The organism is Sphingopyxis sp. H053 (genome assembly GCF_001468225.1).
In the GTDB taxonomy this organism is placed as follows: domain Bacteria; phylum Pseudomonadota; class Alphaproteobacteria; order Sphingomonadales; family Sphingomonadaceae; genus Sphingopyxis.
This window is the reverse complement of sequence record NZ_LNRU01000001.1, coordinates 497,132-513,003: the sequence shown is the minus strand read 5'-3', so window position 1 is coordinate 513,003 and position 15,872 is coordinate 497,132. Positions and strand designations below refer to the sequence as shown.

Genomic DNA, 15,872 nt, shown 5'->3' with positions numbered 1-15,872 from the left:
GAGCATCAGCCGGCCTCCCCGGCGATCGCCCGCGCGCGATGCTCGACGCTTTCGACCAGCCCATCGCGGAACCGGAACACGGTGCGCGCGAACGCCGCCATTTCCTCTTCGTGCGTCACCATCAGGATGGTGATGCCTTCGCCGTTCAATCGGGTGAGCAATTGCATGATCTCGATCGAGCGTTCGGTATCGAGATTGCCCGTCGGCTCGTCAGCGAGCAGCACCGCGGGTTCGGTGACGAGCGCGCGCGCGATGGCGACGCGCTGTTGCTGGCCGCCCGACAGCTCGGCGGGGGTATGATCGGCCCATGGCGCGAGCCCGACCTGATCGAGCGCGCGCATCGCGGCGGCATGGCGCACCGCCTTCTTCTCGCCGCGATAGAGCAAGGGCAGTTCGACATTCTCGACCGCCGTCGTGCGCGCCAGCAGGTTGAAGCCCTGAAACACGAAGCCGAGATAGCGGCGGCGCAAAAGGCTGCGCTGGTCGCGGTCGAGCGCCTGTACCTCGACGCCGCGAAAGCGGAAGATGCCGCTCGTCGGCACGTCGAGGCAGCCGAGGACGTTCATCGTCGTCGACTTGCCCGAACCCGAAGGCCCCATCACCGCGACGAAATCGCCCCGCTCGACGCGCATATCGACGCCCTTCAGCGCCTGAAACGCCGCCTCGCCCTTGCCGAAGGTCTTGGTGATCCCTTCGAGCTCGATAAGCGGCGGTTTCGAGGGCGGATTGGCGGTCACTGGGCCACAGCTGCCTTGCCCGTCACGACCTTCATGCCCGCGCGCAATTGCTTCGACGTCACCGCGGTCAGGCGCCCGTCGCTCTCGCCCGTGACGACATCGATCGGCTTCAGCTTGCCGTCGGCCTGCAAAACCCAGACACGCTGCCGGCTGCCCGCCCCGATCGTCGCGCGCTGCTCATTCTGCTCGAGCCCGATTTCGGGATTGAGCACGCTCGCCTCGCCCTTCTCCTTCGCGTCGGGCTGGAAGCGCAACGCGCCATTGGGTACCAGAAGCTGCTTGCCCGTGCTTCCGGTCGCGATCGTTGCGGTCGCGGTCATGCCGGGCCGCAGCACGCCCTCGGCATTGGCGACGGCGAGGCGCGCCTCGTAACTGACGACGGCGTTGCTGCCCGCGGTCGCGGCCGCCGACTGCTGGCTCGCCTGCGACGCGGTGTTGCTCGATGCCTGATCGACACGCTCGACGCGCGCGGGAAAACGGCGGCCCGGATAGGCATCGACGGTGAAGCTCGCCCCTTGCCCTTCGCGCACCTGCCCGACATCGGCTTCGTCGATTTCGACGCGAAGCTGCATTGCGGACAGATCCTCGGCGAGGATGAACAAAGTCGGGGTGTTGAAGCTCGCCGCCACCGTCTGCCCCGGTTCGACCTGCCGCGCGAGCACGACGCCCGAGACCGGCGAGCGGATGACCGCGCGGTTGCGGTTGGTGATCGACGTCGACAGCTGCGCCTCGACCGCGCGGACATTCGCATTCGCCGCCGCGACCGCCGCAACGTCGCGTTTGACCGCACCCTTCGCCTGATCGAACTCGACCTGCGACGGCACCTTGCCGCCCGAGATGCGGAAGACATTCTCCAGCCGCGCGAGCTGCGCGCGGTCGACGTCGAGCGTTGCCTGCGCCTGCGCCACCTGCGCGCGCGCGGCGTTCAGATTGGCCTGCGCCTGCGTGATCTGATCCTCGATCACGTCGGTGTTGATCTGTGCCAGCACCTGCCCCTGCGTCACCCGGTCGTTCACATCGACATAGATATGGTCGATCTTGCCCGACACTTCGGACCCGACCTCGACCTGATTGGTCGGGCGCAGATTGCCCGTCGCCGTGACGCTGAGCACCAGCGATCGCTGCGCCACCTTTTCGGTGATATATTTCGGTTCGCCGCCCCCGCGCGCGCAGGTCGCGACGCCGAGCAGCACCACAAGGACCAGCAACGCCGGCAGCCAATATTTCATCCAGCGCCGCCAGCGCGGGCGCGGCTTGGCGCCGAGGAATTCGTCGAGCTCCTGCGGCTCGGTCGCGGCTTCGGTCATTGTGATATTCCTCCGTCCGGGCTGTCCGGATCCAAATTGGCATCGCTAGATCCGCCGCCGAGCGCCTGGTTCAGCGCGATGAAGGCGTTGGCGCGCTCGGCCTCGCTGGCGGCGAGCGCGTTGCGCGCGCCGAGCAGCTGGCTCTCGGCCGTGAGTAACGTCTGGAAATCGATCAGCCCCGACTGATACTGGCTGCGCGCGAGCAAGGCGGCATTGTTCGCGGCCTCGAGCGCCGTGCCGAAAAGGACGACACGCTCGCGCGCCGCCGTTAACGCCACGGCCGCGCTTTCCACATCCTCGAGCGCGCCGAGGATCGCCTGCTCCCACGCCGCGAGCGACGCCTTCGCCGCCGCCTCTGCGCCTGCAACCTGCGCGCGGGCGCGCCCGCCGTCGAAGATGAGCTGGCTGACCCCGGCGAACAACCCGCCGGTGACGATGTCGAACAGATTGTCGATCCCGAACGAGGAGGTTCCGATATTGCCCGTCAGCCGCACGAGCGGAAGCAATTGCGCACGCGCGACGCCGATACGCGCGGTATCGGCAAGCAGCGCGGCTTCGGCCTGACGCACGTCGGGCCGGCTCCGCAGGATCGCCGCGGGCGTGTCTAGCCCCGCCGCCTCGGGCGGAACGGGGATCGCGCGGGCGTCGGCGTCCAGCGCCGCGCGCACCGCGCCGGGCGGTTCGCCGATCAAGGTCGAAATGGTGTTCGCCGCCTGTGCGAAATCGCGTTCGAGTGCGGGAATGCTCGCCGCGGTCTGCGCACGCTGCGCGGCCGCCTGCTCGACGTCGAGGCTCGACACGAGGCCGGCCTGTAGCCGCCAGCGCGCGATCTGCAGATTTTCGTCCTGGATTGTCAGCGTTTCGCGCGCGATCGCACGTTGCACGGCCAAGGCGCGCGCCGAAACCGTCACCTGCGCCACTTGTCCCGCGATCAGCCGCCGCAGGTCGGCAAGGCCATAGCCCGCCGCCGCGAGGTCGGCGCGCGACGCCGCGACATTATTGCCGATCCGGCCGAACAGGTCGATTTCCCACTGCGCATCGGCGCCGAGCGAGAATTGCAGCCGGTCATCGGCAAGATCGCCGACGTTGCGCCGGACACCGCCCGAGGCATCGATCTGCGGCAGGAAGCCGGCGCGCGCGGCGCGAACGCCCGCGCGTGCCTGCGCCACGCGTGCGGCCGCCTGTGCCAGGTCGCGGTTATTCGCCAGCGCACGTTCGACATGGCGGTCGACCAGCGGATCGTTCAGCCGGGTCCAGTATCGCACGGCATCCGCCGGAAGCGCCTGCGCGTCGCCGGACCAATGGTCGGGCAAGGCGATGGCGGGCTGCGGAGGGGCTCGCGTGGACGTCGGGGCGCAGGCAGCCAGCCCTCCGGCAAGGGCCGTAACGAGCAGCCAATGCGTTCCAGCTTTTCGCATGCGCCCCCTCAAAACTGTTGAAACCCCGGTATTTTCACATGTGAAACCGGTGAGGTCATAATGTATTGAATGGGCATAATTTCCGGGCGAGACAATATCAAATCGCCCCGGATCGCAAGCATTTCTCTTCTATTTCTAATTCTCTAGCCCAATCGGCCCGCGCCGGGCGAGGCTAGAACCACGGATTCACCCCGACGACCAGGCTGATGCTGTCGGCATCCTCGCCGCCCGCAACCGGTTTCCACTTCGCGCTGTTGGCGGATCGATGCACCTTGCGGAGCCGGCCGCACTCGCCGGCTCGATGTCACGCTTCATCGAAATCAAGCGTTATTGGTGCCCCTGGCCGGACTCGAACCAGCACTCCTTGCGGAACCGCATTTTGAGTGCGGCGCGTCTACCAATTTCACCACAGGGGCCCGTGGGCGCGAAGCGCGGCGCTTCCCTAAGGCGAAGCGCCGCATTTTGCCAAGCTATTTCTCGAGCTCTTTCGCGAGCGTCTTCGCGGTCGCCTTGCCATAGGGCGGCTTGAAGCCCGCGAGCCCCGCGACGTCGAGCTTCGGCTGGCGATAGACGGCGCGCGCGTGGCTGAAGGTGCGGAAACCGTCGATGCCGTGATAATTGCCCATCCCCGACGGTCCGACCCCGCCGAACGGCAGATCCTCCATCGCATTGTGGAACAGGACGTCGTTGACCGTCACCCCGCCCGAGATCGTCCGCGTCAGCACGCGGTCCTCCTCGCTCTTGTCCTGCCCGAAATAATAGAGGCCGAGCGGGCGGTCGTTCGCGTTCACATAGTCGATCGCGTCGTCGATATGCTTGTAGGTCTTCACCGGCAGGATCGGGCCGAAGATTTCCTCCTGCATCACCTTCATGTCGTCGGTCGGGTTGCGCACGATGTGGAGCGGCATCTTGTGGCCGTTCGAACTCGCGAAATCCTCTCCGCCCGGATTGACCTCGATCACCTCGGCGCCCTTCTCGCGCGCGTCGGCGAGGTAGGATTGCAGGCGGTCGTAATTGCGCGTGTTGACGACCGACGTGTAGTCGTCGTTGGCGAGCAAGGTCGGATAGAGCGCGGTCGCGCCCTTGGTGACGCTGTCGATCACCGCGCCTTCCTGATCCTCGGCGACGAGCAGATAGTCGGGTGCGAGGCAGATCTGCCCCGCGTTCATCATCTTGCCGAGCGCGACGCGCTGGCCCACAAGATCCTTGTTCGCGCTGCGCCCGACGAAGGTCGGCGATTTGCCGCCCAGTTCGAGCGTCACGGGCACCAGATTATCGGCGGCGGCGCGCATGATGTGGCGCCCGACACTCGTCGCGCCGGTGAAGATCATATGGTCGAAGGCGAGCTTCGAGAAAGCGACGCCAACATCGGAATCGCCCGTGAACACCGCCATTTCGCTCGCATCGAAATAATCGGGCACCAGCCGCGCCATCAGCGCCGATACATTTTCGGTGAACTCCGACGGCTTGATCATCGCGCGGTTGCCCGCCGCGAGCACCCCCGCCATCGGCACAAAGACCATGCCGACCGGAAAATTCCACGGCGCGACGATGCCGACGACGCCCTTCGGCTGATAGACAACCTCGGCCTTCGCGCCGAGCATGCCGAGCGGGAAAGTCGGCTTGCGCTTCTCACCCTTCGACCAGCTCGCCATATGCTTTTTCGCATGCTTCAAGGCGCTGACCGAAGGCATGATGTCGGTCATCAGCGTCTGTTCGCGGCTGCGATGGCCGAAATCCTCGCTCACCGCCTTCGCGAAATCCTCTTTATTGTCGACGAGCAGCGCGATCGCACGATCGATGCGGTCGGAGCGGACGCTCAGGCTTTCGGGCATCGCCGCGGTAAAGCTCGCCTTTTGCGCTGCGAGCACCTTGTGCATACGCTGGGTTTCACCCTCAATTTCGCTTGCGACCGTCGCCATTATCTTTCTCCCACTACCCTTTCGCCCGTTTCACCATGGCAAAGGGCAGGTTGCAAGTTGAAACCCGCTGCGAGCGCCAGTTTCGATTTGGCGAAGTGGCGGAAAACTGCGCAACTTCACACTGGAATCGCGGCCTGGCAAAGCTCCTTTTCGGGACATGCGGAGGAGGCTAGTGTGGCGGACTTTTGTAGGACAGCGGTTTTTCAGGCAGCAGTAGATTGGAGCAAAGCAAACCGTCACCGCAATTCCGCAGGCGCTGGCGACGTTGACCGAAGCAGACATGTGTTTCGTCGAGGGGAAATTGCCCGGACGCGATCCCGCCCTAGCGTCGCGCGATCCGTCATAGGGGCAATGTCATGCGAACTTCCGTCGTCCTGCTCGGCTTTCTTCTGACAGGGCTGGCTCCCGTCCCGATCGTCCTGGCCCAGAATCCGACCGCAACGGCGTCGGACGAATTGCTCGCGGTTGGCCAGCCCCTGCCCCGCTTCGATCGGCTGCGCCCGGGAACCTCGCGCTATCTTCGCTACGCCGTGCGCGGTGACCGGCGGACGATCGTCGACCTCTGGAGCCGGACGATCGCGTTCGATCCCGACCCGGTGACCGGCGAGCGGCGGCTCCACATCACGCAGATCTGGGAGGGTACCGGCCAATCCGAACGGCGGCTCGATAGCTGGTTCGAGAATGAAACCTTCCGCCCGCTCTCGCATCGGACCCGGTTCATCGACGCCACCACGACCGCCGTTGCCGGCGTGTTGTTCACGCCCGGGCATGTGCGCGGGGATGCGGCCGTCACCGACAACCGCCTTGCCGCGCTCGACGTCGCCACGCCGACAGGGACGTTCAACTTCGAGACCGACATCGAGATGATGACCACGCTGCCCTGGCGCGAAGGCTATGCGGCGCGCATCCCCTTCTATCACCCCGGCGGCGGGGCGCCGCAAGCCTATGGCATCAGCGTCGCCGGCTCCGAACCGGTCGCCTTCGGGGGGCGTCGGGTCGAGTGCTGGGTCGTGACCCTCGACTATGGTCGCGGCGCAACCGGCCGATTCTGGGTTGCCAAGGACAGCCAGGCGGTGCTCAAGGTCGAGCAGCGCACACCCGGCCAGCCTACGCTCTACAAGGTGCTGCTTCCGTCCGAATGATCGACCGGTGGCGAAATTTTTTGATCGCCACCAAATGGCGATGCCGATGCTGCCCCCTTTCGCAAGTGCAGCAAAGTCGCTAATCGGGCCGCCGACGTATCTTTCCCCTACGGAGTCTTTCGCCATGACCGCCACCGATCCCGTCGTTTTCCTCTCCTACGCCCGCACCCCGATGGGCAGCATGCAGGGCAGCCTGTCGGACGCGAGCGCGACCGACCTCGGCGCGACCGCGGTGAAGGCGGCGGTCGAGCGCGCGGGCGTGTCGGGCGACGATATCGAGCGTATCTACATGGGCTGCGTGCTCCCCGCCGGGCTCGGCCAGGCGCCGGCGCGTCAGGCTGCGATCAAGGCGGGCCTGCCCAAGTCGGTGCAGGCCACGACCGTCAACAAGGTGTGCGGTTCGGGCATGCAGACCGTGATCATGGGCGCCGAAGCGCTCGCCGCGGGCAGCGTCGACCTGATCGTCGCGGGCGGCATGGAATCGATGACCAACGCCCCCTATCTGCTCAAGAAGCATCGTTCGGGCGCGCGCATCGGTCACGACACCGCCTATGACCATATGTTCCTCGACGGGCTCGAGGACGCCTATGAAGCCGGCCGCGCGATGGGCACCTTCGCGCAAGATACTGCCGACGCCTACCAGCTCAGCCGTCAGGCGCAGGATGAATACACGCTCGAATCGCTGAGCCGCGCCAAGAGCGCGATCAGCGACGGTGCCTTCGCCAGTGAAATCGCGCCGGTCACCATCGCCGGCCGCAAGGGCGACGTCGTCGTCGACACCGACGAAGCGCCCGGCAAGGCGATGCCCGACAAGATCCCGACGCTGAAGCCCGCCTTTGCCAAGGACGGCACGATCACCGCTGCGACCAGCTCGTCGATTTCGGACGGCGCCGCCGCGGTTGTCCTCACCCGCCAGTCGGTCGCCGACGCCAAGGGCGCCAAGCCCGTCGCCCGGCTCGTCGCGCACGCCGCGCACGCGCAGGAGCCGAAGGATTTCACCGTCGCCCCCGTCGGCGCGATCAACAAGCTGCTCGCCAAGACCGGCTGGTCGATCGGCGACGTCGACCTGTTCGAAGTCAACGAAGCCTTTGCCTGCGTTGCGATGTTCGCGATGCACGACCTCGGCATCCCGCACGAGAAGATCAACGTCCATGGCGGCGCGACCGCGCTTGGTCACCCCATCGGCGCCAGCGGCACGCGCATCATCACGACGCTGATCGCGGCGCTCCAGCGCCACGGCAAGACGCGGGGCATCGCCAGCCTGTGCATCGGCGGCGGCGAAGCGACCGCGGTAGCGGTCGAGCTGGTCTGACATTCTTCCCCCTCCCCCTTGATGGGGGAGGCAGCGAGACTGGGCGGGTCGCCATCGGCGACGCTGGCCGACGCCCGAGGCGTCACCCCCACCCAACCCTCCCCCATCAAGGGGGAGCGCTTTTGCGCCCATCGCGAAAGTTCCACGGCGCCGTCGCAAGACGGCGCCGTTTCGTCGTATTGCCGCGACAATTTGCGACACTAATGTCCTGAAAATAAACGGCGCATTCCGGCTCCGTTCAAATGCGCTCGCCTATTCCATGTTTGTCATCGGGCAGATCCCCTCCCCCTGACCGACTGAAAAGGAATGGCACAATGAAGAGCAAATTTCTCACCGCCGGCCTGATCGCCGCGATGATGGTTCCCGCGATGGCGCAGGCGCAGACCCGCGAGATCCGCGAAGATCGCCGCGACGTCCGCGAAGAGCAGCGCGAGTTGCGTCACGCTCAGCGTTACGGCGACCGCGACGATGTGCGCGAGGAACGCCGCGAATATCGTGACGCGCGCCAGGAACTGCGCGAAGACCATCGCGACTGGCGCCAGGATCGCCGCTATTCGAACTATCGCGCGCCGTTCCGCTATCAGCAGTTCCGTATCGGTTCGACCCTGCGCCCCAACTATTATGCTCCGGCCTATCGCCCGAGCTGGGACAACCGCTGGGGCGTGCCGCGCGCGGGTCGCAACCTGACTTATGTGCGTCACTATAACGACCTGCTGCTCGTCAACGAGCGCAACGGCCGGGTGGTGAAGGTGTACCGCAACCACTTCAACTGGCGGCGCTAAGCTTTAACGAATGAACGGGCCGGGCGGGAAACCGTCCGGCCCTTTTTCTGTGGCGATCAGTCGCCCCAGATATGGTCGGTCTGGATCCAGCCCTTGCGGCCCTTGACGTCGAACAGGCACCAGCCGTCCTTGCAATCGGTGATCCGGCCGACGACGCCGGGCTCGGCGCGATAGGCGACCGCGGCCGAAACGCTGGAGTCTTCGCGAAGCGGGCGGATTTCGCCGGTGACGATCGCGGTGCGCGTGCGGCTGAGCAAACGGGCCGCCATCCAGCCCTGCGTTCCGTCGGGATCCTCGATCTTGCGCCAGGTTTCGAAGCGCGCGACGACTTTGACCGGCAGATCCTTGCGCCGATACTCCCAGATCACCGGGACATCGGGCGACGGACCCTTGCGCATGCGCGCCTCGTCGACGCTGATCGACGCCCAATAGGGTAGCGGGACAGGGTCGGATTGCGCCGATGCCGGACCCACTATGGCAAGGCTGAGCAATATCATTGCAAATTTACGGCTGGTCATAACCGACCCTTGTCAAAATCGGCGGCCATTATCAACCGGTCGCACGTCGCAAACGGTCCACCGTCCACAGTTATCCGCGCCGCTCCCCCTTGACCCTCAAGCATCGGCGCGCTCTATCGGCGGCCATGCCCGATTCATCCCGTCCGAAACGCCCGCGCGTCATCGTCACCCGCCAGTTGATGCCGCATGTCGAAGGCCGCATGGCCGAATTGTTCGACGTGTCGCTGTCGGCGCGCGACGAGGCTTTTACCCGCGACGAATTGAAGGCCGCCGTTGCCGACTGCGACGTGTTCGTGCCGACGGTGACCGACGAGATCGACGCCGATATCATCAACGCCGCGGGCGACCGGCTGAAACTGATCGCCAATTTCGGCGCCGGGGTCGACCATATCGACCTCGCAGCCGCGCGCGCCAAGGGAATCATGGTGTCGAACACGCCCGGCGTCTTCACCGAGGACACCGCCGACATGACGATGGCGCTGATCCTCAGCGTCCCGCGCCGGCTCGCCGAGGGTGAGAAACTGATGCGGTCGGGCCAATGGGCGGGCTGGGCGCCGAGCGCGATGCTCGGCCACCGCGTCGGCGGCAAATTGCTCGGCATCATCGGCATGGGGCGCATCGGCCTTGCGGTCGCGCGCCGCGCGCGTGCGTTCGGCCTGTCGATCCATTATCACAACCGCCGCCGTCTGCCCGAGGCGATCGAAGAGGAATTGGGCGCAAGCTATCACGCCAGCGTCGACACGCTGCTGCGGATCAGCGACGTCGTGACGATCCACTGCCCGCACACCGCCGAAACGCACGAGATGGTGAACGCCGCGCGGATCGGCGCGATGAAGCCGACCGCGTATCTGATCAATACCGCGCGCGGCGAGATCGTCGACGAAAAGGCGCTGGTCGCGGCGCTCCAGACCGGCCGCATCGCGGGTGCCGGGCTCGACGTCTACACCCACGAGCCCGCGGTCGACCCCGCGCTGCTCGCGCTCCAGAATGTCGTGCTGCTCCCGCACCTCGGCTCGGCGACGATCGAAGGCCGCGAAGCCTCGGGCGAAAAGGTCATCGCCAACATCCGCGCCTGGTGCGACGGCCACCGTCCGCCCGATCAGGTGCTGGAGGGATGGGCCTGACGACAGCGCTCCGATGCAGAAACGCGTTGCCGATCGCTTCGGCATCGGGGAGTCAGCGTTGGCTGCACTTGAGGTCGATCACCCGCATCGCGAGTTCGCTCGGCTTCTTCCCTTCGCGCGCGACCTCTTCATCGATGCAGCGTTGCCGCGGCGTTCGCCGGTCCACGCTATCGCCGTCGCGCATCAATTGCTCGAGAGCGGCCAGTTCGCGCCGCTCGGCATCGCTGAGGTCGCGCAGCGACTTGGCGCCGCTGCGGAGCAGTTCATAGTTGCGCCAGGCACGCTCGGCGGGGGTCTCGGCAAGCGCGCCCTCCGCGCCGAGGATCCCGAGAGTCAGCGCCGCGGCTACCGCCGCCATTCGCCAGATGTGCGTCATGCAACCATGTCCATCCATTCTCGCAGAGGCGGCGCAGGCCTTATCAATCCCCCGTCAAAATCCGATCAACGAGCTGCTTCACCGTCGGGGTGAAATTGTTCGAATAAAAGGGATCGGTCTTGAAATTGAATGCGGCGTGGCCCGCAAACATCAGATTTTGTTCGGGATCGCCGCCGTGCGCGATGTCCTGCAGCGTCTTCTGGATACAGAAGCTGCGCGGATCGGCGAGGTAGCCCGTCGTGTAGTCGTCATGGTCCTTCCACGACGAAAAGCCGCAGTGTGACAGGCAGCCCATGCAATCGGTCTGATCCTTGCGGATCACCGCCTTGTCGGCTTCGGTCACGAACACGACCGTGTTGTCGGGGGTCTTCAGCGCCTCGGTATAGCCTTCGGCCGCCCAATCGCGTGCCCTTGCCCGATCGTGCGGCGTGACCCAGAAATTCTTGCCCTTCACCCCGACGTCGAGCTGGACGATATGATCGCCGGCTTCCTGCTTCGAATAAGGAATCTGGCGTTCGGAGCGTGCTTCGAGGTCGCGCAGGAACGGCGTGCGCACCGCGCTGGAATAGAAACCCGTCGGCGAGAAGCGATGAAGCAGCACGTCGCCGTCGTCGAGCGTGCGGAGGCGGTCTTTCCACGCCTGCGGAATCGGGCTTTCCTCGGTGAGCAGCGGCCGCGTGCCGTATTGGAAGACGATCTGGCCGAGTTCGGGATTGTCGATCCAGTTTTCCCAATCGCGCAAATACCAGACGCCGCCTGCCATCACGATCGGCACGCTGTCGGCGATTCCTTCGGCGCGCATCGTCTCGCGCACCGCGGCGACGCGCGGATAGGGATCCTGCGGGACGAGCGGGTCTTCGGCGTTCGACAGGCCGTTATGGCCGCCCGCGAGCCACGGATCTTCGTAAACCACCGCGCCCAGCAGATGCGGGACTTTGTGATACGCGCGTTTCCAGAGCGCGCGGAAAGCGCGCGCCGAGCTGATGATCGGGAGGTACATCACATTGTGGCGCTCGGCGATTTCGCTGAGCTTGTACGGCATGCCCGCGCCGCACGTGACCCCGGCGACCATCCCCTTGGTCCGCGCGAGCACGCCCTCGAGAATCTGCTGCGCGCCGCCCATTTCCCAGAGCACGTTGATGTTGATCGCGCCCTTGCCGCCCGACACCTCATAGGCGCGCTCGACCTGCGCGACCGCGCCGTCGATGCCATATTGGATCAGCTCTTCGTGGCGTTCCTTGCGGGTCAGCGAGTGATAGACCTGCGGAACGATCTTGCCTTCGGCGTCATAGCTGTCGGCGTTGACCGCCGACACGGTGCCGATCCCGCCGGCCGCGGCCCATGCGCCGCTCGACATATGGTTGGTCGCCGAAACACCCTTTCCACCCTCGACCAGCGGCCAGACTTCGCGTCCGCCGTAAAGGATGGGCTTCAAACCTTTGAACATTCTAAATCTCTTTCTCTCCACCGGTCGCGTCCCGCGTACCGGCCCCCTTGGCCGTTTCCGTAAGCGGAACACGGCCGTGAAAGTCAATGGGCGGGCCGCCTAGTCCCCGGAGAAAAGGCGGCGCCCTGCAAGCGCCCGACCATAGAGATTTTCATAGGCGGCGACCATGGTTGTTTCGTCGAACTGCTCGGCAGCGATGCGCCGATTCGCCGCGCCAACCTGCGCACGCAGCGTTGCGTCGCGCGCGAATTCGGCCAGCGCCGCGCGGAACCCGGCTTCGTCCGCCGCAATGAAACGGCGATTTTCCGCAGCCACCATCGCCGCAACATCGCCGACCTGGGGGCTGACCACCGGCAGCCCCGCCGCCATCGCCTCGATCACCGCAATCGGCGCCTGTTCGCTGCGCGACGACAGCGCCAGCAGGTCGAAATGGCCGATCCAGCGCGCAGGTTCGGCCATGAAGCCCGGCATCACCAGCCGCTCGCCCATCCCGCAAGCCGCTGCTTCGGCCGCGATCGCCGCGCGTTCGGGCCCCTCGCCGACGATGACCAGCCGGACATTTGCGGGCAGCGTCGCGGCGGCGCGGACGAGCCGCGGCAGATCCTTGACCTTGCGCAGCCCGGCGACGGTGCCGATCACCACCTCGCCCTCGCGCCGTTCCAGCCCCGCAATCGCGACCGACGGCCCGGCGGCATAGGCCGCGACGTCGATCCCGTTGCGGATCAGCACCGTGCGCCGCCGTGCGCCCCATTCGTCCGCGGCGATACGCTCGAGCAGCGCCGAGGGCACAACCAGCGCCTCGGCGGTCGGCAGCGCAAGGCGGCGAAAGCCGCTCCGCTTCCAGTTGCGCCGGACGCTCTCATCCTCGTTAAAGCCGTCCTCGTGATGGATCAGCGGCGGCAGGTCGCGAAAAGGCGCCATGATGCGATGCGCCATCACTCCGTCCATCGATCCCCAATTATAGCTGAGGATCAGGTCGAATTGCTGCATATAGCGCGCAAGGTCGCGGTAGCGCGCCGGTCCGGGTTTGCCGTGCAACGGCGGCGCATCGGTCGGAAAATCGACGTCGACCTTCGGATCGATCGCCTCGCGCGCGCCCAAAGCTTCAGGCACCGCCGACAGGATGGTATGGCGTGCGCGTGCGCCCATCAAATTCATCAGCCGGACGGCGCGCGCCTCCTTGCCGCCGAGCGAGAAGCTCGAATGGAGATGGAGCAGACGAACGGGGCGGTTGCCGGTCACGCGGCGGGCAATTCCGCCGCCCAGGCATCAATCGCGGCCCGCGCCGCGGGCTCGTCCATCGTCGGCGCGTGCCCGACCCCGGGCACCTCGACCAGTCGCGCGCGCGGAAGTTCGGCGACCATCTTCTCGCCCGCCGAGCGCGCGAGAATGTCCGACAGTTCGCCGCGCAGGATCAGCAGCGGAACATCGCCCAGCGCCCGGTACACCGGCCACAGGTCCATCGCGGCATCGCCGCCGCCGGGGACGCGCAGCGGCGCCGCGATCTGCTTGTCATAATCGGTGACGATGCGGCCCTCGGCGGTCAGCCGGTGCGTCCGCTTGGTCAGCCGCAGCCAGTCGTGAATTTCATACCCCGGATAGACCGCGCCATTGAGTTCGGCGAACGCGCGCGCCGCATGCATCCACGTCGGCTGGCTGCCGCCCGCACCGATATAATCGCGAATCCGTTCCAGCCCGGCGGTCTGGAGTTCGGGGCCGACGTCGTTCAGCACCGCGCCGACCAGCCGCCCGGGCAGCGCCGCCGCGAGCAGCATCGCGACCAGCCCGCCGAGCGAGGTGCCGATCGCCGCAAAGCGCTCGATGCCCAGCTCGTCCAGCATCGCGACGACGTCCTGCACATAGGTCAGCGGCACGTAAGTCATCGGGTCCTTGGCAAAGGCGCTTTCGCCGCGCCCGCGGAATTCGATCACGATGACCTTGCGATACTGCGCGAGATGCGGCGCGAGATCCTCGAAATCGCGGGCGTTGCGCGCAAGGCCCGGCATGCACAGCAGCGGCGGCGCGCTTTCGCTTCCCTCCGGCCCGGCATAAACGCGCGCGTGCAGCCGCACGCCGTCGGACGACCACCAATAGTGGTCCGACCAGTCGCGGTGCCCATCCTGCTTTGCATCCTGCTGGGCCAATATGGCACGTCCCCTTGTTCGGCGTTGGCTCCCCCGGCAAGCGGGACTCATCTCAGCGTCTATCGCCAACCACGCCGCGCGGTGCAAGCAATCCGTCGCTTAGGGTCAGGACCTGTTCCCGCCACAGGTTGCCGCCACCGGCTTTCGCCGATAAGAGCCGAGCGACCATGAGCGAGACCTTGCTTTCCTTCGAACCCGCAACCGGCGAAGAACTTTGGCGCGGTCCGGTCAGCAATATCGACGACGAGGTCGCGATCGCGCGCCGCGCCTGGCCCGAATGGGCCGCGAAACCCGTGTCCTTCCGCACCGAAACGCTGCGCCGTTTCGTCGACCGCGTGAAGGCCGAGGGCGAGGCGTTCGCCGACCTGATCGCGCGCGAAACCGGAAAGCCACTCTGGGAAGCGCGCACCGAGGTCGAATCGGTCTGTAACAAGGTCGATATTTCGGTCAAAGCCTATGCCGAGCGCACCCCCAACCGCCGTATCGAGGGCGCGATGGGACTGCGCAATGCGGTGCGGCACAAGCCGCACGGCGCGGTCGCGGTGCTCGGCCCCTATAATTTTCCTGCGCATCTTCCGAACGGGCATATCGTCCCCGCGCTGATCGCCGGCAATTCGGTGCTGTTCAAACCGTCGGAAAAGACCCCGGCGGTCGGCGCGAAGCTCGTCGAGCTCTTCCACAGCGCGGGCGTGCCGCAGGAGGTGCTGCGCCTGATCGTCGGCGGCCCCGAAACGGGCAAGGCGCTCGCGGGGCACGAGGGCATCGACGGATTGCTCTTCACCGGCTCGGCGCGCACCGGCCTCGCGCTCAACCGCCAGTTCGCGGGCCAGCCCGGCAAGATGCTCGCGCTCGAAATGGGCGGCAACAACCCGATCGTCGTGTGGGACACCGCCGACCTCCGCACCGCGGCGATCATCGTCGTCCAGTCGGCCTTCCTCAGCGCGGGGCAGCGGTGCAGCAATGCGCGCCGCCTGATCGTCCGCGACAGCCTCGCCGACAAGCTGATCGAGGAGGTTTGCGGCCTCGCGAACCGCCTGATCGTCGATCATCCGCACGCCGAGCCTGCGCCCTATATGGGCCCGGTGATCGACAATGAAGCCGCCGACGGCCTGACCGAAAGCTTTCTGATCCTGATGTCGAACGGCGGCAAGGTGATCCGCCACATGACTCGCCCCGTCGCCGGCCGCCCTTTCCTGACCCCTGGGATCATCGATGTCACCGCGATGCCCGAGCGCCCCGATATCGAACTGTTCGGCCCGCTGCTCCAGGTGGTCCGCGTCGACAGCTTCGAGGCCGCGATCGCCGAGGCGAACAACACCGCATTCGGCCTGTCGGCGTCGCTGATCGGCGGCACGCCGCAGCTTTACGACCAGTTCTGGGCCAATGCGCGCGCGGGCGTGATCAACTGGAACCGCCCGACCAATGGCGCGTCGTCCGCCGCACCCTTTGGCGGCATCGGCCTGTCGGGCAACCATCGGCCCAGCGCCTTCTACGCCGCCGACTATTGCGCCTATCCCGTAGCGTCGGCGGAGAGCGATGCGATGCGCGCGTCGATCGGCGTCGGACTACGCGATCCCGAAGGCTCGCAACTGGTGACCAAGAACTACCTTTAGGCCACCCCAATTTTACCTTCACCGGTGTCA

14 protein-coding genes and 1 tRNA gene are annotated in these 15,872 nt (G+C 66.1%); 5 read left to right on the top strand and 10 right to left on the bottom strand.

Annotated elements, in window-relative coordinates; all coding sequences use genetic code 11:
- Positions 1–5 precede the first annotated feature (5 nt).
- The 5 genes from ATE70_RS02355 to ATE70_RS02335 all read right to left on the bottom strand — a co-directional run bounded on the left by ATE70_RS02355 (position 6) and on the right by ATE70_RS02335 (position 5,384).
- Positions 6–737, bottom strand: coding sequence for an ABC transporter ATP-binding protein (locus tag ATE70_RS02355; RefSeq protein WP_058536331.1), 732 nt, complete (start codon positions 735–737; stop codon positions 6–8).
- A complete protein-coding gene (locus ATE70_RS02350; protein WP_058536330.1) occupies positions 734–2,044 on the bottom strand; it encodes an efflux RND transporter periplasmic adaptor subunit in 1,311 nt (436 codons plus the stop codon). The genes ATE70_RS02355 and ATE70_RS02350 overlap by 4 nt, the downstream gene beginning before the upstream one ends.
- A complete protein-coding gene (locus tag ATE70_RS02345) occupies positions 2,041–3,462 on the bottom strand; it encodes an efflux transporter outer membrane subunit (protein ID WP_058536329.1) in 1,422 nt (473 codons plus the stop codon). The genes ATE70_RS02350 and ATE70_RS02345 overlap by 4 nt, the downstream gene beginning before the upstream one ends.
- 331 nt (positions 3,463–3,793) lie before the next feature.
- Positions 3,794–3,878: transfer RNA gene (locus ATE70_RS02340), tRNA-Leu, on the bottom strand.
- A 54-nt stretch (positions 3,879–3,932) separates the two neighbouring features.
- Positions 3,933–5,384 carry a coniferyl aldehyde dehydrogenase gene (locus tag ATE70_RS02335; RefSeq protein ID WP_058536328.1) on the bottom strand — a complete coding sequence of 484 codons (1,452 nt, stop codon included), beginning with the start codon at positions 5,382–5,384 and terminating at the stop codon, positions 3,933–3,935.
- A 356-nt stretch (positions 5,385–5,740) separates the two neighbouring features.
- Between ATE70_RS02335 and ATE70_RS02330 the strand changes: the two genes are divergently transcribed.
- From ATE70_RS02330 to ATE70_RS02320, 3 genes are all read left to right on the top strand, one after another.
- Complete coding sequence (locus ATE70_RS02330; protein WP_058536327.1) at positions 5,741–6,526, top strand: DUF3108 domain-containing protein; 786 nt, start codon at positions 5,741–5,743, stop codon at positions 6,524–6,526.
- A gap of 124 nt (positions 6,527–6,650) precedes the next feature.
- Complete coding sequence (locus tag ATE70_RS02325) at positions 6,651–7,838, top strand: acetyl-CoA C-acyltransferase (protein WP_058536326.1); 1,188 nt, start codon at positions 6,651–6,653, stop codon at positions 7,836–7,838.
- Between the two features lie 314 nt (positions 7,839–8,152).
- Positions 8,153–8,620, top strand: coding sequence for a DUF1090 family protein (locus tag ATE70_RS02320; protein WP_058536325.1), 468 nt, complete (start codon positions 8,153–8,155; stop codon positions 8,618–8,620).
- A gap of 56 nt (positions 8,621–8,676) precedes the next feature.
- Here the strand turns inward: ATE70_RS02320 and ATE70_RS02315 are convergent, their stop codons facing one another.
- Positions 8,677–9,138, bottom strand: a complete 462-nt coding sequence (locus tag ATE70_RS02315; protein WP_058536324.1) for an SH3 domain-containing protein — start codon at positions 9,136–9,138, stop codon at positions 8,677–8,679.
- 125 nt (positions 9,139–9,263) lie between these two features.
- Here ATE70_RS02315 and ATE70_RS02310 point away from each other — a divergent pair, with 125 nt between their 5' ends.
- Complete coding sequence (locus tag ATE70_RS02310; RefSeq protein WP_058536323.1) at positions 9,264–10,262, top strand: 2-hydroxyacid dehydrogenase; 999 nt, start codon at positions 9,264–9,266, stop codon at positions 10,260–10,262.
- Between the two features lie 52 nt (positions 10,263–10,314).
- Here the strand turns inward: ATE70_RS02310 and ATE70_RS02305 are convergent, their stop codons facing one another.
- From ATE70_RS02305 to ATE70_RS02290, 4 genes are all read right to left on the bottom strand, one after another.
- On the bottom strand, positions 10,315–10,638 hold the full coding sequence (locus ATE70_RS02305) for a hypothetical protein (RefSeq protein ID WP_058536322.1): 324 nt from the start codon (positions 10,636–10,638) through the stop codon (positions 10,315–10,317).
- A 43-nt stretch (positions 10,639–10,681) separates the two neighbouring features.
- Complete coding sequence (locus ATE70_RS02300; RefSeq protein WP_058536321.1) at positions 10,682–12,085, bottom strand: NAD(P)H-dependent flavin oxidoreductase; 1,404 nt, start codon at positions 12,083–12,085, stop codon at positions 10,682–10,684.
- Positions 12,086–12,184: 99 nt separating this feature from the next.
- Positions 12,185–13,327, bottom strand: coding sequence for a glycosyltransferase family 4 protein (locus tag ATE70_RS02295; RefSeq protein WP_058536320.1), 1,143 nt, complete (start codon positions 13,325–13,327; stop codon positions 12,185–12,187).
- Positions 13,324–14,229, bottom strand: a complete 906-nt coding sequence (locus tag ATE70_RS02290) for an alpha/beta fold hydrolase (RefSeq protein ID WP_058536319.1) — start codon at positions 14,227–14,229, stop codon at positions 13,324–13,326. Before ATE70_RS02290 ends, ATE70_RS02295 begins: the two co-directional genes overlap by 4 nt.
- Before the next feature lie 167 nt (positions 14,230–14,396).
- Here ATE70_RS02290 and astD point away from each other — a divergent pair, with 167 nt between their 5' ends.
- A complete protein-coding gene (astD, locus tag ATE70_RS02285; RefSeq protein WP_058536318.1) occupies positions 14,397–15,842 on the top strand; it encodes a succinylglutamate-semialdehyde dehydrogenase in 1,446 nt (481 codons plus the stop codon).
- Positions 15,843–15,872 lie beyond the last annotated feature (30 nt).

Bases quoted from the DNA above. Each gene is read 5' to 3' on its own strand.
- ATE70_RS02330 (WP_058536327.1), top strand. From the start codon at position 5,741: ATGCGAACTTCCGTCGTCCTGCTCGGCTTTCTTCTGACAGGGCTGGCT.
- ATE70_RS02315 (WP_058536324.1), bottom strand. From the start codon at position 9,138: ATGACCAGCCGTAAATTTGCAATGATATTGCTCAGCCTTGCCATAGTG.
- ATE70_RS02345 (WP_058536329.1), bottom strand. From the start codon at position 3,462: ATGCGAAAAGCTGGAACGCATTGGCTGCTCGTTACGGCCCTTGCCGGA.
- ATE70_RS02325 (WP_058536326.1), top strand. From the start codon at position 6,651: ATGACCGCCACCGATCCCGTCGTTTTCCTCTCCTACGCCCGCACCCCG.
- ATE70_RS02320 (WP_058536325.1), top strand. From the start codon at position 8,153: ATGAAGAGCAAATTTCTCACCGCCGGCCTGATCGCCGCGATGATGGTT.
- ATE70_RS02310 (WP_058536323.1), top strand. From the start codon at position 9,264: ATGCCCGATTCATCCCGTCCGAAACGCCCGCGCGTCATCGTCACCCGC.
- ATE70_RS02335 (WP_058536328.1), bottom strand. From the start codon at position 5,384: ATGGCGACGGTCGCAAGCGAAATTGAGGGTGAAACCCAGCGTATGCAC.
- astD (WP_058536318.1), top strand. From the start codon at position 14,397: ATGAGCGAGACCTTGCTTTCCTTCGAACCCGCAACCGGCGAAGAACTT.
- ATE70_RS02350 (WP_058536330.1), bottom strand. From the start codon at position 2,044: ATGACCGAAGCCGCGACCGAGCCGCAGGAGCTCGACGAATTCCTCGGC.
- ATE70_RS02305 (WP_058536322.1), bottom strand. From the start codon at position 10,638: ATGACGCACATCTGGCGAATGGCGGCGGTAGCCGCGGCGCTGACTCTC.
- ATE70_RS02300 (WP_058536321.1), bottom strand. From the start codon at position 12,085: ATGTTCAAAGGTTTGAAGCCCATCCTTTACGGCGGACGCGAAGTCTGG.